We start from the raw sequence: 15,076 nt of genomic DNA, 5'->3' as shown, positions 1-15,076 counted from the left end.
ACATGATCATCACACGATAGGGTAGAAAGAGTAAGCCCGGCAGGGACACCGTCGCGTGGGGAATCGGCGCTGCCGACCACAACAAAAGAGCAACCACCGGAGCGCCGATTCCCCACGCCCCGGCGAAGCCGCATCTTTGAACCCAACCACCTACAGCGCAGTCAAAGAAGCAAGCTTCCAATGACCATCAACCCGCTTGGCAGTAACAGAAAGTTGAGCAACAGCAGAAGAAGGAGCACCCCCACCAGAAGCAACGGTCTGCTGATCCAAGAAAAGCAAGAGCGAAGCATCATCCCCCACAAGGGACCGAACACCCACCGCCCGAACGGTGGTAGTCCGCACAAGCTTCTCCGCAACAGCCCGAGTACGAGCCGAAGCGAACTGGTCCTGATACTGACGGACCGCGTCGCCCATCAGGACCTGAGAAGCCGCCCGCTCAGTCCGAGCCAGATTCGCGTAGTCATACGAAAAGACCGACTTCACCGCATCACTGACCTCAGCCGACACGGCAGCGGTCCCAGCGGAATCCACCAAAGCCTGGTTGTCCCCCGGCGAAAGCGACGCCGTCTCGATCCCGAACCACACAGCGCAACCCAGAGCAAGAACCACAACGACAGCCAGCACCCGAGTCATGAGCCGGCCGCCTGAACGCCGGAAATCTTCCAGCCGTCAGGAGAACGGGACACGTCCACGGTCAACCGGTTCAGACGCGGAGCAGCGGCCGCGCCGCCCGTGGACACCCGGACGTCCAGCACCGCCAGCAACCGGGCCGAACCGGCGGCGACGTCGATCTCCGTGACCGCCGCCTGCACCAGCGACGCCGACGAGACCGTGCGGGCAGTCGAAGCCCGGTCGATCTGCAACTGGCGGTCGCCCGACAGGTCCTTTCCGTACTGCCCCGTCGTCGCCGCGATCCAGCGGTCCACGTCCGCGCCCGCCGAGCGGTAGTCGATCGTGTTCAGCGTCACCAGCTCCGGTCCCGCGGCGGCCAGCACCGCGTCGCGCTCGCGACCGCGGGCCAAAGAGTCGTCCGACGCCGCGCGCCACCAGGTCCAACCGGAGAACAGGGCCGCCAGTACCGACAGCACCGCCGCTACGACCAGTACCCTCACGGTGCGCCCAACAGCCGGCCGAGGCCACCGGACGACGGGCCCGTCAACAGGCTCAGCATCCCCGGAAGCTGTTGCGGGGCCGAGGAAGCAGCCTGCTGCGAAGGGGCCGCCGGAATCGCGGGCGGCTTCCCCGCGTAGGGCGCGTTCTGCGCCCCGCGCACGCCCGTCGGGCTGCCCGGCGGCTCGGCGCAGTACGCGTTCATGTTCACCGGGGCTTCGGAAAGATCGTTCGCCGGACGCTGCTTCGTCCCCTCGTACCCCTTCGTGCACGACGCCGGGTCGAAGAAGTTGAACACCACGCCCAGGTGACCGGTGCCGTCCGGGGACGTCGACGGCGAGAACGCCCCGATGATCGGGTACGCCACCAGCAGTTCCTCGATCGAGTCGCGACGGGACGACGTGATCTGCGCCGTCGTCAGCAAGTTCGCGAACAGCACACCCAAGTCCGTGCCGGACGCGGCGAGCACGTCGCTGATCTGGCGGCTCAGCTGCGGTGCCTGAGCGATCACGCGCCGCAGGTCCGGGTCGGACTTCTTGAGCTGACCCGCGATCGTCCGCAACCCGGAGGCGAAGTCGGTGATGTTCGCCGCCTGCCGCTGCTGCGTGTCCAGCACGACCCGCGAGTTCGCGAACAGCCCCTGCGTCTGCGGGACGTACTGCGTGGCGACGGCGGTCAGCGAGCCCGTGCTGTCCAGCAGCTGCTGCAGTTCCGGCCCCGCGCCGGCGAACGCGTTGTACGTCTCGTCCACGACCGTCCGCAGCGACTCCGGGTGCACGCTCGCCACCAGATCGTCCAAATGCGACAGCACGGTGTCCGGCGACGGCGGCAGTGACGTCTTGTCCGCCGTGATCACCGAACCGTCCTTCAGGTACGGCCCGCCGTCGTGCAGCGGCAGCAGGTCGACGAACTGCTCCCCCACCGCCGACCGGTTCGCCACCTGCGCGTGCGCGTCGGCCGGGATGTCCGGGGCTCCCGAGTCGATGTCGAGGGCCACGTCGACGCCGTGCTCGGTCAGCGTCATCCCGGTGACCCGCCCGACCGTCACCCCGCGGTAGGCGACCTCGGAGTTGACGAAGATGCCGCCGGAGTCGGTCAGCTGCGCGGTGACGACGTAGCCGCGGTTGCCGAACAGCCGGTCCAGCCCGGCGTAGTGGCCGCCGGCGTAGACGACCGACACCACCGCGATGACGACGAACGCGAACAGCTGGATCCGGATCTTGCGGGTGGTCACTTGCCACCCCCGATCAGGCCGAGCAGGCCGCCCAGCAGGTCGGGCCCCGCGGACTGCGGGACCGAACCGAGGTCGGGCAGCGGCAACGGCGGCGCGACGGCGGACGGCTGCCCGGACGGCAGCGCGATCGGCGGCTGCGACGAGTTCGTGAAGTTCGAGATCAGCGTGTCCAGGTCGAGGTTCACGTTCGCCTCGACGTTCGCGTAGTCGCCCTTGATCACGTTGCCCGCGTAGTCCGGGAACGGGTACGTCAGCAGGATCTGCAACGCGTTCGGCAAGTTGGAACCCGCTTCGCCGAGCTTCGTCAACGTCGGCTGCAGCGCCTTGAGGTTCGCGACGAGCTCGTCACGGCTCTTCGTCACGGTGTCGACGGCGACGCCGGACAACGTATTGAGCGCGTTCAGCATGCCGACCAGCTGGTCGCGCTGGTCGGTGACGATCTTCAGGCCCGGCGCGAGGTTGTCGAGCGCGTTCGACAGGTTCTGCGTCTGGCCGGCCAGGGTCTTCGACAGCTTCCCGAGCCCGTCGATCGCGCGGAGGATCTCGGTGCGGTGCCCGTCGAGCTGCGTGGCCAGTTCGTCCATTCGGGACAGCAGCGCGCGGATCTCCGGCTCGTTGCCGGACAACGCGTCGTTCAGCTCGTGGCTGATCTTCTGGATCTGCTCGACGCCGCCACCGTTGAGCAGCAGCGAGAGCGCGCCGAGCACCTCCTCGACCTCGGGGTTGCGGTTGGTGCGCCCGAGCGGGATCTGGGCGCCGTCGCCCAGGTGGCCGGTGGCCGGCTCGGCCGTCGGCACGCTCAGCTCGACGAACTTCTCGCCCAGCAGTGACGACTGCTTGAGCTCGGCCCGCGCGTTGGCGGGCAACGCGATGTCACCGTTGACGGTCATCGAGACCAGCGCGGACCGCGTGTCCGGCGTCAGGGAAATCTTGTCGACGCGGCCGACCGCGACGTCGTTGACCTTGACGCTGGACTGCGGCACCAGGTCGAGCACGTCGGTGAACAGCGCGGTGACGTGGTAGGGGTGGTCGCCGACGTCCGCGCCGCCCGGCAGCGGCGTGCCGTAGAGGCCGTTGAACCCGCCGTCGCTGCAGCCGGCGAGCACGAGCAGCCCGGCGAGCACCCCTGCGAACCGCTTCACTTGGCACCGCCCGAAAGCTGCTCCATCACGTCGACCAGCGGGAGCGGCAGCGGCGGGAGGGTCCCGTTCTGCAGCGAGTTGAGCACCTGCGGGATGGTCGGCAGCTTCAACGCGCCGTCCAGGACCGGCGCCAGCTGCTTGCAGATGTTCCCCAGCGTGTCCGGGACTTCCTTCGGCGTGAACGAGCTGATCAGCCGGCAGACGGTGAGGATCGGCGGGTTGGTCAGCTCGTTGAGGTTGTCGCGGACGGCGATCGTGCCCGACGCCGCGTCGTAGGAGTTGATGAAGTTCGTCGCGCCGGTCGGGGCGATGTCGAGGACTTCGGCGAGCGCCGCCCGCTGGTCGACCAGCACCTTCGACAGCGACGCCAGCTTGTCCACGTTGGACTCCAACGCGCCCTTGTTGTCGTTGACGAACTGCTGGACGTCACCGAGCGCCCCGCCGAGGGACTGCAAAGCCGCGCCGACGTCGGAAGAATCCGCCGCGAGGAACTGGCTGACGTCGGCGACACGCCCGTAGAACTCGTTGAGCTGCTGGTCGCTCTGGGCGAGTGCGCCGGTGAAGGAGTTCAGGTTCTGCACGGTCGAGAACAGGTCGTCCTTCGAGCCGTCGAGGGTCTTGGCCAGGTCCGCGAGCCGGCCGACCGTCGAGTTCAGCGAAGCGCCGTTGCCCTGCAACGTGTTCGCGGCCGTGTCCAGGACGCCGGACAGCGCGCCGTCCTTGTTGGCGCCGTTGGGTCCCAGCGCGGTCGACAGCTTGTCGAGACTCGAGTACAGGTCGTCCAGCTCGACCGGGGTCGCGGTGCGGTCGCGCGGCAGCACGGTTCCGGAAGCCAGGACCGGGCCGCTGTCGTAGGCCGGGGTCAGCTGGACGTACCGGTCGCTGACCAGGCTCGGCGCGACGACGACCGCGCCGACGTCGGCCGGCAGCCGGACATCGTCGACGCGCATGTCCACCCGCACCGCGTCGCCCTGCGGCGTGACGTCGGTGACCTGCCCGACCGGCACGCCGAGCACCCGCACCGACGAACCGGCGTAGAGCCCGACGGTCTTGCCGAAGTAGGCGGACAGTTTCGTCCCGGTGGATTCCCGGAACACCAGCCACAGCCCGGCCGTCACCACCAACGCGAGCACGCACGCGAACGCCAGCCACGTCACCAGGCTGCGCCCGCGGTAGGTCCGGATGGTCATCGGCCGCCCACCCCCTGGTTCGGCGCCGCGATCGGCGGGGTGCAGCCTTCGGGGTTGATCGTCACGACGCCGGCGTTGATCGTCGGCGGCAGCAGCCCGCACAGGTAGCCCTCGAACCAGCGGCCGTTGCCGGTGGCGTTCGCGCCGACGCGGGCGAACGGCGCCATCAGCTGCAGGCTCTTGTCGAGGTTGCCCTGGTTGCGCTGCAGGATGTCGGTCACCTTCCCGAGCTTGTCCAACGTCGGTTTCAGCTGCGCGCGGTTGTCCTGGACGAGCCCGGTGAGCTGCTGCGAGAGCTGCTGGGTGCCGGTGAGCAGCGCGTTGATCGCCTTCTTGCGGTTCTGCAGCTCGGTCAGCAGCAGGTTGCCGTCGCTGATCACGCGTTGCAGCTGGGCGTTGCGGTCGGACAGCGTCTTCGACACCTGGCTCGTGTTGGCCAGCAGCGTGTGCAGATCGGCGTCGCGGGAGGAAACCGTGCGAGCCAGTGACGACAGCCCGGTCAGCGTGTCCTTCAGGTACTGCGGGCTGTCCTTGAGGCTGTCGGACAACGCGTTGAAGCTGTCCGCGAGCTGTTTCGTGTCGATGTCGCCGACCGTCGTCGACAGCTGTTCGAAGGCGTCCTGCAGCTGGAACGGCGTGCGCGTGCGGGCCTGGGGGATCGTCGAGTCCGGCTCCTGGGTGCCGTCGCCCTTCGGGTCGAGCGCGAGGTACTTCTCCCCCAGCAGCGTCTTGATCTCGATGGACGCCGTCGTGGCGTCGCCGACCCGGACGTCCTTGACGCGGAACCGCACCAGCACCTGCTTGCCCCGGAGGGAAACCGACGACACCGTGCCGACCTTGACCCCGGCGACCTCGACCTCGTTGTCCGGCGCCAGCCCGGCGGACTCGCCGAAGTACGCCGAGTACGTCGTGCCGTTGCCGAAGAACGGGAGCTGGTCGGAGAAGTACGTCGTGGCCGTGACGAGCACGATCAGCACGAGCGCGACCGCGCCGACTCCCGCCTGGTTGCGATCCTTCAGCGGCTTCACGGACCACACCTCTCCGCGCGCTTCGTGCCGGGGAGCGGGACGATCGGCAGGGTGATGTCGAGCGAAGAAATGCCGATGGTGCCGGTGATCCCGCACAGGTAGTAGTTGAACCAGCTGCCGTAGCTCAGGGTCCGGGTGAACTTCTGCAGGTTGCCCGGCAGCACTTCCAGGAGGTGGTTGAGCAGCTCGCCCGAGTCGCCGAGGTTCTGCGACAGCACGCCGAGCTGTGCGACGTCGTCCTTCAGCGCCGGGCGCGCGTCGGCGAGCAGCCCCGTCGTGGACACCGCGAGGTCGCCGAGCGCGCTGACCGCGTCGCCGATCGGCTTGCGCTGCTCGGCCAGCCCGCTGACCAGCTTCTGGGTCTGCTCGATGAGGTCGCCGAGCTGGGGCCCGTGCGCGTTGACCGTGCCGAGGACCGTGTTGAGGTTGGCGATGACCTGGCCGATCACCTGGTCCTTGCTCGCGATCGCCGTCGTCAGCGACGCGGTGTGCTGCAGCAGGCTGGTGATCGTGCCGCCCTCGCCCTGGAAGACGCTGATGATCTCGGCCGAGAGCTGGTTGACGTCCTTGGGGCTCAACGCCTTGAACAGCGGCTTGAAGCCGTTGAACAGCACGGTGAGGTTCAACGCGGGCTTGGTGCGCTCGGGCGGGATCGTGCCGCCGTCTTCGAGGGCCTTCTGCCCGGGGACGTCGGTGCCGAGCGCGAGGTAGCGCTGCCCGACGAGGTTGCGGTACTTGATCGTCGCGGTCACCGTCTCCGGCAGCCGGTAGGTGCGCTCGACGTCGAACCGGACCTGGGCCAGGTTGCGCTCGCCCTCGACCACCTCGATCGCGTCGACCTGGCCGACCTTGACGCCGGCGATGCGGACGTCATCACCTTCCTTGAGCCCGGACGCGTCGGTGAACTTCGCCAGGTAGCCCGACGTCTCGCCGAAGTTCGTGTTCGCGATGGTGGCCGCCAGGATCCCGGTGAGCAGCACGGTGACGACGGCGAACACCGTGAGCTTGATCAGCGACGGGACGAAACTCCTCACTTCAGCTCCACCTCCGCGCCGCGGTAGAGCGGCCCGACGATCAGGCCGGCCCAGCCGGGCACGTCGCCGGGCGAGGTGCCGAGCGCGGGCGAGGCCAGCAGGTCGATCAGGTCGTTTTCGTAGGCCGAGCCGACGATCGTGCCGTCGCCGCCGATGGCGCCACCACCGGCGGGCAGCGACTCGGGCGGGTACTTCGGCGGCGGGGGCTTGCTGGAGCCGTCCTTGATGGCGCCGTCCGGCGGGTACTGCGGCCACACCCCGGGGTGGGGCACCTGCGGGTAGCAGCGCGGGCCGCGCTTGTCCTCGTACTTCGGCTCGTCGACGCCGGGGAGGTACTTGCCGCGGCTGGCGGCGAACTCGATGGTGACCCGGCTGACCTCGGGGTGCGCGGTGCCCTTGCCGAACGCCAGTTCCGCGCGCGGCACGGACTCCGCGAGCTGCCGCAGCAGGCACGGGTACTCGGGCGCGTACTTCGCGAGGACGTCCAGCGTCGGCTGGACCGCCGTGGTGAGCCGGATCAGGTTGTCCTTGTTGACCTGCAGGAAGCTCGTGAGGTCCACGGAAGCCGCGGTGACGGTGGCGTAGAGGTCGCTCAGCTGCGCGCGCTGGTCGACGATCGTCCGGCTGGTCGTCGTCAGGTCGGACAGCGCCTGCAGGAGGTCGGGCGCGGCCTTGTCGTAGGTGTTCGCGACGTTCGCGAGGCCGGTGATGTCGGCCTTGACGTCCGGCAACGACGGGTTGAGCTTGCCGAGGTAGTCGCTCAGCTGGACGAGGGTCTGGCCGAGCTGCTTGCCGCGGCCGTCGAGCGCGGTCGACACCGCCGTCAGCGTGCTCGACAGCTTTTCCGGTTGCACGGCCTGCAGCAGCGGCATGACGTCGTCGAGGACCTTCTGCAGCTCGATCGCCGCGCTGCTGCGGTCCTGCGGGATGACGTCGCCGGCCTTGATCGGGCCTTCGGACGTCTCGGGCAGCTGCAGCGCGACGTACCGCTCGCCGAAGAGCGTCTTCGGCAGCAGGCGCGCGGAGACGTTTCGCGGGATGACGTGCGTCTTGTCCGGATCCAGGGCCAGCTCCAGCTCGGCGTGGTCGCCCTTCGCCAGCACCGAGCGGACTTCGCCGACGAGCATGCCGCGGACCTTGACGTCGCCGCCGGTGCGCAGCTGGCTGCCGACCCGGTCGGTCTCCAGCTTCACGAGCGTGACGGGCGTGAACGTCTTGTTGTAGACGGCGAGGGTGAACGCGATGAACAACGCGGCCACGAGCAGGAAGGCGAGCCCCAGCACCTGGTACCGGAGCCGCTGCCACAGCTCGCGCCTCATCCGGAGATCCTCACCGTCGTGTTCGCGCCCCAGATCGCCAGCGACAGGAAGAAGTCCAGCACCGAGATCAGCACGATCGACGTCCGGACCGCGCGGCCCACCGCGACGCCGACGCCCGCCGGGCCGCCGCTGGCGTGGAAGCCGTAGTAGCAGTGGGACAGGATCACGAGCACGCTGAACACGATCACCTTCCCGAACGACCAGAGGACGTCGCCGGGTGGCAAGAAGAGCGTGAAGTAGTGGTCGTAGGTGCCGGCGGACTGGCCGTAGAGCCAGATGGTGATCTGCCGGGACGCGAGGTAGCTCGACAGCAGGCCGACCGCGTACAGCGGGATCACCGCGGCGACGCCGGCGAGCACCCGGGTCGTCACCAGGTACGGCATGCTCGGCACGCCCATGACTTCCAGGGCGTCGATCTCCTCGGAGATCCGCATCGCGCCGAGCTGGGCGGTGAAACCGCAGCCGACGGTCGCGCTCAAGGCGAGCCCGGCCGACAGCGGCGCGACTTCGCGGGTGTTGAAGTACGCGGAGATGAACCCGGTGAGCGCGGCCGTGCCGAGCTGGTTGAGCGCGGAATAGCCCTGCAGGCCCACGATGAGGCCTGTGAAGAGCGTCATCCCGATCATCACGCCGAGCGTGCCGCCGATGACGGCGAGGCCACCGGTGCCGAAGCAGACCTCGGTGAGCAGCCGCAGGGTTTCCCGGCTGTAGCGGCGGATCGTGCGCGGCGACCAGGCGAGCGCTTTCGCGGCGAACGCGAGCTGCTTGCCGAGTCCTTCCAGGCTCTGGCCGGGACGCGCGATGTACTCGAGCGTCCGGTCGCTGTCGACGGCCGTCATCACATGGCCTTCGGCGGGACGATCCGCAGGTAGATCGCGGTGAGCACGACGTTGATGAGGAACAGCAGCAGGAACGTGATGACGACGGCCTGGTTGACGGCGTCGCCGACGCCCTTCGGCCCGGGCGGCGGGTTCAGCCCGCGGAACGCCGCGACGACGCCGGCCACGAAGCCGTACAGCAGCGCCTTGATCTCGCTGACCCACAGGTCCGGCACCTGGGCGAGCGCGTTGAAGCTGGCCAGGTACGCGCCGGGCGTGCCGCCCTGCAGGACGACGTTGAAGAAGTAGCCGCCGAGCACGCCGACCACGCTCACCAAGCCGTTGAGCAGCACCGAAACGACCATCGCGGCGAGCACGCGCGGCACGATCAGCCGCTGGACCGGGTTGACGCCGAGGACCTCCATGGCGTCGATCTCTTCGCGGATCTTGCGCGCGCCGATGTCCGCGCAGACCGCGCTGCCGCCGGCGCCCGCGACGAGCAACGCCGTGATCAGCGGGCTGGCCTGCTGGACGATCGCCAGCGCGCTGGCCGCACCGGTGAACGACTGGGCGCCGATCTGCGCGGTCAGCGAACCGAGCTGCAACGCGATCACCGCGCCGAACGGGATGGCCACCAGCGCCGTCGGCAGGATCGTGACGCTGGCGAAGAACCAGCACTGCTGGATCCACTCACGGGTCTGGAACGGGCGTTTGAAGATCGCGCGCAGGACTTCCCAGGAGAGGGTCGCGAGGCGGCCGACCTGGGTCAGGGCCGCGGTTCCCGGGAGCGTGCCCGTGCTCTCGCTCACCACACCTCCCAGTAGGTCGTCGCTGACCTCCGAGTGTTCTCCATACCCGGTGCCCGATTTTCGTTAGCGGTGTTAACTGATCGTCTAGAAACTCAGGTTGAGCGCGTGCGACGCCGTGGCGCCGCCGTCCGCGACGAACTCCGCCCCCGTGCAGTACGCGCTTTCGTCGCTGGCCAGGAAGAGGACGAGCTTCGCGATGTCCTCCGGCTGCCCGACCCGGCCGAGCGCGACCTTCTTCCCGACGTACGACATGTCGACTTTCTGCCCGCCCGCCGCGGTCTCGACCATCTGCGTGTCGATCGCGCCGGGGTGCACCGAGTTGACGCGGATGTGCTTGCGGCCGAGCTCCATCGCGGCGACCTTGGTCATCCCGCGGATGGCGAACTTGCTCGCGGTGTAGGCGATCAGGTAGGGCATCCCGGCCAGTCCCTCCACAGAGGACACGTTGACGATGGAGCCACCGCCGGCGGCGGTCATCGGTTCAACGACCGAGCGCATCCCGAGAAACGCCCCGATCTGGTTCACCCGGATCACGCGTTCGTAATCGGCCAGCTTCGTCTGCCCGAGCTCGGAGAAGTGGAGGATCCCCGCGTTGTTGACCAGCACGTTCGGCGCCCCGAACTCGGTCGTCGCCCGGTCGACGGCGGCGGCCCAGCCGTCCTCGTCGCCGACGTCGAGGTGCTGGTAGACGGCCTGCTCCCCCAGTTCGGCGGCGAGCTGCTTGCCCTCGTCGTCGAGGATGTCGGCGATCAGCACCTTCGCGCCCTCGGCGACGAAGGCGCGTGCGGCCGCGGCGCCCTGACCGCGTGCGGCGCCGGTGATCAGGGCGATCTTCCCGTCCAGCCTCATGACTCTCCCAGGATCTCGGTGGCGGCGAACATCCGGCCGGGGTCGCGGTCGGCGAAGAAGGCGCTGACCGACGTCTCGAGCTCGTCGAGCGACCAGCGCCGCTCGATCCGCGGCGGCTCGACCAGGGCGACCGTGCCGCCGTGGACGATGAACACCTGGCCGTTCACGTGCTCGGCCGCGGGCGAGGCGAGATAGGCGACGAACGGGGCGACGTGCTCGACCGAGAGCGGGTCGGCACCCTCGGCGGGAGCGGCGCCGAACACGCCCTCGGTCATCGCCGTCCGCGCGCGCGGGCAGATCGCGTTGGCGCGGACGCCGTACTTGGCCAGGCCGCGGGCGGCCGACATGGTGAGCGCGGTGATGCCGGCCTTCGCCGCGGCGTAGTTGGGCTGGCCGGGCGAGCCGATGAGGAACGCCTCGGACGCGGTGTTGACCAGCCTGCCGTACACCGGCTGACCGTCCGCTTTGGACTTGTCCCGCCAGTACTTGGTGGCGTTGCGGGACAACAGGAAGTGCCCGCGCAGGTGGACGCGCAGGACGGTGTCCCACTCGTCGTCGGACATCGAGAAGAGCATCTTGTCGCGCAGCACGCCCGCGTTGTTGACCACGATGTCGAGCCCGCCGAGGTCGAGCGCGGCCGCCATGAGCGCGTCCGCGGTGGCCCGGTCGCCGACGTCGCCGGCGACCGCGACGGCCTTGCCGCCCGCGCCTTCGATCTCGTCGACGACGTCCTTGGCCTCGGTGATGTCGTTGACGACGACGGTGGCCCCGCGCGCGGCGAGGGCGAGGGCTTCGGCCCGTCCCAATCCGGCGGCGGCGCCGGTTACGATCGCTGTCCTGCCGGTCAGGCTCACGCGAGGCCTCCTCATCGAGTCCTGTGACCGCGCCTACACTAGAATCTGTTCTTGCTCTCCGCAAGAGGTTCAGTGAACAGTGCTAACCGGCGATGAACAGGGCGTTCTTCGGGCAGCCTTTGACCGCATCTATAACTTGTTCTATCCGATCGGTCGGCACCGGGCCCGGCTGGATGACGAGTTCCTCGTCGTCGTCCAGGTCGAAGACGTCCGGCGCGAACCCGACACAGACCGCGTTCGCCTCGCAGAGCGAACGATCGACGCCGATCTCCATGCTTCCTCCGCCGCGTGAGTCCTGGTACAACTAGAACAGGTTCTACTATAACGCCGGATCGAGGTGACGGGTGCGGATCGACTACACACCGGAGCAGCGCGCGCTGGCCGCGGAGCTTCGGGAGTACTTCGCCGAGCTGATGACGCCGGAACGGCGGGAGAGCCTGCGCGCGGGCGGCGGCGAGTACGGCGACGGCTTGGCCTACAAGGAGATCGTCCGGCAGCTGGGCAAGGACGGCTGGCTCGCGCTGGGCTGGCCGAAGGAGTACGGCGGGCAGGACCGGTCGATGCTCGACCAGCTCATCTTCACCGACGAAGCGGCGATCGCCGGCGTGCCGGTCCCGTTCCTCACGGTCAACACCGTCGGGCCGACCATCATGCGCTACGGCACCGACGAGCAGAAGGCGTTCTACCTGCCGAAGATCGCCGCGGGCGAGCTGCACTTCTCGATCGGCTACTCCGAGCCAGAGGCCGGCACCGACCTCGCGTCGCTGCGGACGCGCGCGGTGCGCGACGGCGACGAGTACGTCGTCACCGGCCAGAAGATGTGGACCAGCCTGATCGAGTACGCCGACTACGTCTGGCTCGCCGTCCGGACCGACCCGGACGCGAAGAAGCACCGCGGGCTGTCGATGCTGATCGTGCCGACGTCCGCCGAAGGCTTCTCCTGGACGAAGGTGCACACGGTCGCGGGCGCGGGCACGAGCGCGACCTACTACGACGGCGTGCGCGTGCCGGTGTCGGCGCGCGTCGCCGAGGAGAACGCCGGCTGGCCGCTGATCACCAACCAGCTCAACCACGAGCGCGTCGCGCTGACGTCGTCGGCGCCGGTGCGCAAGGCGCTCGCCGACGTCCTGGCGTGGGCGAAGGAAACCGGCGCCATCGACCAGGAATGGGTGCGGGTGCACCTCGCGCGGGTGCACGCCGGCGCGGAGTACCTGAAGCTGCGGAACTGGCGGATCGCCTGGGCGACCGCGGCGAGCGAGCTCGGGCCGGCGGAGGCGTCGGCGACGAAGGTGTACGGCACGGAGTTCGCGATCGAGGCCTACCGGCTGCTGATGGAGGTGCTCGGCGCGGCCGCCGTCGTCCGCGACGGTTCGCCGGGCGCGCTGCTCGCGGGACGGATCGAGCGGCTGCACCGGTCGGCGCTCATCCTCACCTTCGGCGGCGGCACCAACGAGATCCAGCGGGACATGATCGCCGCGACCGCCCTCGGCCTGCCCGTCACGCGCTAGGAGCGTCTCATGGACTTCACCCCTTCCGAGGCCTCGGCCGACCTCGCCGCGCTGACCCGGCGGATCGTCGCCGACAAGGTCACCCACGACCCGCACGGCACCGGCGGCTTCGACGCTCCATTGTGGACGGCGCTGGGCCAGGCGGGCGTGCTCGACGCGGCCCTGCCGTCGGCGCTGGGCGGTGGCGGGTTCGGGCTGCTGGAGCAGTGCGCGGTGCTCACCGAGATCGGCCGCTCTGTGGCGGCGGTGCCGTACCTGCCGTCGATCACGATGGCGGCCTCGGCGCTGGCCGAGTTCGGCACACCGCAGCTGGTGGACCGATGGGTGCTGCCGGTACTGCGGGGAGAACGCGTTCTAGCGGTGGCGCTGTCCGGGTTCACCGCGGCCGGCGGTCTGCTGTCCGGTTCGCAGTCCGCGGTCGCGTTCGGCGCGTTCGCCCACGGGTTCCTGGTCGCCACCGCGGACGAGGTGTTCCTGGTCGACGCGGCCGCGCCCGGGGTCTCGGTGCGGCCGCAGCGGACGACCGACCACGCGGACGCGTGCCTGCTGGAACTTTCCGACGTGCCGGGAACTTCACTGGGCGACATCGGCGAATGGCTGCGGCTGCGCGGGACGGTCGGGGTGTGCGCGCAGCAGCTCGGCGTCGTCGAGCGGGCCCTGGAGCTGACGGCGGCGTACGCGACCGAGCGCAAGCAGTTCGACCACGTCATCGGCGGCTTCCAGGCGGTCCGCCAGCGCCTCGCGGACGCCTACGTCGACGTCGAGGCGGTCCGGCTGATGTCGACGCAGGCCGCGTGGCGGCTGGCGTCGGACCTGCCCGCGGCGGAAGCGGTGGCGACGGCCAAGTTCTGGGCCGCGGAAGCGGGACACCGCGTCGCCCACACGACGGTGCACGTCCACGGCGGCGTCGGCATCGACGTGGACCACGAGGTGCACCGCTACTTCACCGCGGCGAAACGCCTCGAATTCGAGCTGGGCCCGGCGACTCCGCAGCTGCTGGCGCTGGGGAGCCTGCTCGCCGGATGACCGGCGGCCCGAGTCGTCACCGCTCGGCGGCGTACTGCCAGAACTCCCGCATCAGCGGCGTCGGCTCCGGGCTCGTCATCTCCACCTGCGTCAGCAGCACCGTGACCGCACCGGTCGCCGGGTGCAGGTGCCAGGCCGTGCCCGCGCCGCCGACCCAGCCGTAGCGGCCCGGAACCTCCCACGGCCGCGTCGCCCGGACGTCGACCGATCCGCCGTAGCCCCAGCCCTGGCCGTGCAGGAACGGCCGGCCGGCCTCGCGCTGGGCCGGGGTCAGGTGGTCGGTCGTCATCCCGTGCACCGACTGCGCGGTCAGGAGCCGGTGGCCGTCGACCGTGCCCTCGTCCAGCAGGAAGCGGGCGAACTTCAGCAGGTCGTCGGCCGTCGAGACCAGGCCCGCCGCGCCGGACGGGAACGCCGGCGCGCTGCTCCACCGGCCCTCCGGGGAGTCGATCAGCCGCAGCCCGCTCTCGGCCGGCCGGTACGCGCTGGTGAACCGGCCCAGCGCGGCGGTCGGCACCGCGAACCCGGTGTCGGCCATGCCCAGCGGCTCGAACAGCCGCTCCGCCAGGAACTCCGGCAGCGACCGGCCGGACACCCGTGCGATGAGCGCGCCCTGGATGTCCGAACCGGTGTCGTACAGCCACGCCTCCCCCGGCTGGTGCAGCAGGGGCACCTGCGCCAGCGCGGCCAGCCACTCGTCCGGCGTCAGCGCCCGCGGCGCCGCCGCCGGGTGGCCCAGCACCTGCAGCAGGAGGTCGACCGCGGGCAGCGTCATGTCCGCCGCGAGGCCGTACCCGCAGCGGAACGTCAGCAGGTCGGCCACCGTGATCGGGCGGACGGCGGGCACGACGTCGTCGACCGGCCCGGCCGGCGTCCGCACGACCACCGGCGACGCCAGCTCCGGCAGCCACCGCGCGATCGGGTCGTCCAGCGCGAGTGCGCCGTCGTCGACGAGCAGCAGGACCGCCGCCGCGACGATCGGCTTGGTCAGCGACGCGATGCGGAACAGCGAGTCGCGCGCCATCGGCACGGTGCCCTCGGCGTCGGCCGAACCCACGGCCGCCACTTCGAGCCGTTCGCCGTGCGCGACGAGCGCCACCACGCCCGGCACGTCTTCGCCGTGCTTGGCCAGCACCTCGGTCAAGGTCGCCATGG

The 15,076-nt window shown here is 69.7% G+C and carries 16 protein-coding genes; 2 read left to right on the top strand and 14 right to left on the bottom strand.

The window, feature by feature from the left end:
* Window positions 1–150: 150 nt before the first annotated feature.
* From AB0J40_RS01120 to AB0J40_RS01060, 13 genes are all read right to left on the bottom strand, one after another.
* A complete protein-coding gene (locus AB0J40_RS01120) occupies window positions 151–633 on the bottom strand; it encodes a hypothetical protein (RefSeq protein WP_364445843.1) in 483 nt (160 codons plus the stop codon).
* On the bottom strand, window positions 630–1,112 hold the full coding sequence (locus AB0J40_RS01115) for a hypothetical protein (protein ID WP_364445841.1): 483 nt from the start codon (window positions 1,110–1,112) through the stop codon (window positions 630–632). The genes AB0J40_RS01120 and AB0J40_RS01115 overlap by 4 nt, the downstream gene beginning before the upstream one ends.
* A complete protein-coding gene (locus tag AB0J40_RS01110) occupies window positions 1,109–2,344 on the bottom strand; it encodes an MCE family protein (RefSeq protein WP_364445839.1) in 1,236 nt (411 codons plus the stop codon). The genes AB0J40_RS01115 and AB0J40_RS01110 overlap by 4 nt, the downstream gene beginning before the upstream one ends.
* Window positions 2,341–3,486, bottom strand: a complete 1,146-nt coding sequence (locus tag AB0J40_RS01105; RefSeq protein WP_364445837.1) for an MCE family protein — start codon at window positions 3,484–3,486, stop codon at window positions 2,341–2,343. Before AB0J40_RS01105 ends, AB0J40_RS01110 begins: the two co-directional genes overlap by 4 nt.
* A complete protein-coding gene (locus AB0J40_RS01100) occupies window positions 3,483–4,676 on the bottom strand; it encodes an MCE family protein (RefSeq protein WP_364445835.1) in 1,194 nt (397 codons plus the stop codon). Before AB0J40_RS01100 ends, AB0J40_RS01105 begins: the two co-directional genes overlap by 4 nt.
* Complete coding sequence (locus AB0J40_RS01095) at window positions 4,673–5,704, bottom strand: MCE family protein (RefSeq protein WP_364445833.1); 1,032 nt, start codon at window positions 5,702–5,704, stop codon at window positions 4,673–4,675. The genes AB0J40_RS01100 and AB0J40_RS01095 overlap by 4 nt, the downstream gene beginning before the upstream one ends.
* Window positions 5,701–6,738, bottom strand: coding sequence for an MlaD family protein (locus AB0J40_RS01090; RefSeq protein WP_364445831.1), 1,038 nt, complete (start codon window positions 6,736–6,738; stop codon window positions 5,701–5,703). Before AB0J40_RS01090 ends, AB0J40_RS01095 begins: the two co-directional genes overlap by 4 nt.
* Window positions 6,735–8,057 carry an MCE family protein gene (locus AB0J40_RS01085; protein WP_364445829.1) on the bottom strand — a complete coding sequence of 441 codons (1,323 nt, stop codon included), beginning with the start codon at window positions 8,055–8,057 and terminating at the stop codon, window positions 6,735–6,737. Before AB0J40_RS01085 ends, AB0J40_RS01090 begins: the two co-directional genes overlap by 4 nt.
* On the bottom strand, window positions 8,054–8,896 hold the full coding sequence (locus AB0J40_RS01080; RefSeq protein WP_364445827.1) for an ABC transporter permease: 843 nt from the start codon (window positions 8,894–8,896) through the stop codon (window positions 8,054–8,056). The genes AB0J40_RS01085 and AB0J40_RS01080 overlap by 4 nt, the downstream gene beginning before the upstream one ends.
* Complete coding sequence (locus tag AB0J40_RS01075) at window positions 8,896–9,684, bottom strand: ABC transporter permease (RefSeq protein ID WP_364445825.1); 789 nt, start codon at window positions 9,682–9,684, stop codon at window positions 8,896–8,898. The genes AB0J40_RS01080 and AB0J40_RS01075 overlap by 1 nt, the downstream gene beginning before the upstream one ends.
* An 84-nt stretch (window positions 9,685–9,768) precedes the next feature.
* Window positions 9,769–10,533, bottom strand: coding sequence for a glucose 1-dehydrogenase (locus tag AB0J40_RS01070; protein ID WP_364445823.1), 765 nt, complete (start codon window positions 10,531–10,533; stop codon window positions 9,769–9,771).
* Window positions 10,530–11,387 (bottom strand): 3-oxoacyl-ACP reductase, encoded by an 858-nt coding sequence (locus tag AB0J40_RS01065; protein WP_364445821.1) that lies wholly within the window; start codon window positions 11,385–11,387, stop codon window positions 10,530–10,532. The genes AB0J40_RS01070 and AB0J40_RS01065 overlap by 4 nt, the downstream gene beginning before the upstream one ends.
* A gap of 82 nt (window positions 11,388–11,469) precedes the next feature.
* Window positions 11,470–11,661: a ferredoxin gene (locus AB0J40_RS01060; protein ID WP_364445819.1), complete on the bottom strand. Its 192-nt coding sequence runs from the start codon at window positions 11,659–11,661 to the stop codon at window positions 11,470–11,472.
* 70 nt (window positions 11,662–11,731) lie between these two features.
* Between AB0J40_RS01060 and AB0J40_RS01055 the strand changes: the two genes are divergently transcribed.
* Window positions 11,732–12,895, top strand: a complete 1,164-nt coding sequence (locus AB0J40_RS01055; protein WP_364445818.1) for an acyl-CoA dehydrogenase family protein — start codon at window positions 11,732–11,734, stop codon at window positions 12,893–12,895.
* A gap of 9 nt (window positions 12,896–12,904) precedes the next feature.
* Complete coding sequence (locus AB0J40_RS01050; protein WP_364445816.1) at window positions 12,905–13,921, top strand: acyl-CoA dehydrogenase family protein; 1,017 nt, start codon at window positions 12,905–12,907, stop codon at window positions 13,919–13,921.
* A 16-nt stretch (window positions 13,922–13,937) separates the two neighbouring features.
* Here the strand turns inward: AB0J40_RS01050 and AB0J40_RS01045 are convergent, their stop codons facing one another.
* The gene (locus AB0J40_RS01045; protein ID WP_364445814.1) at window positions 13,938–15,074 is read right to left on the bottom strand and encodes a serine hydrolase domain-containing protein; all 1,137 of its coding nucleotides are present in this window, start codon (window positions 15,072–15,074) and stop codon (window positions 13,938–13,940) included.
* Window positions 15,075–15,076: the final 2 nt, after the last annotated feature.

The organism is Amycolatopsis sp. NPDC049691, from assembly GCF_040675005.1.
Classification (GTDB): Bacteria; Actinomycetota; Actinomycetes; order Mycobacteriales; family Pseudonocardiaceae; genus Amycolatopsis.
The sequence above is the reverse complement of the archived record's forward strand: the minus strand, read 5'-3'. Positions and strand labels throughout refer to the sequence as shown.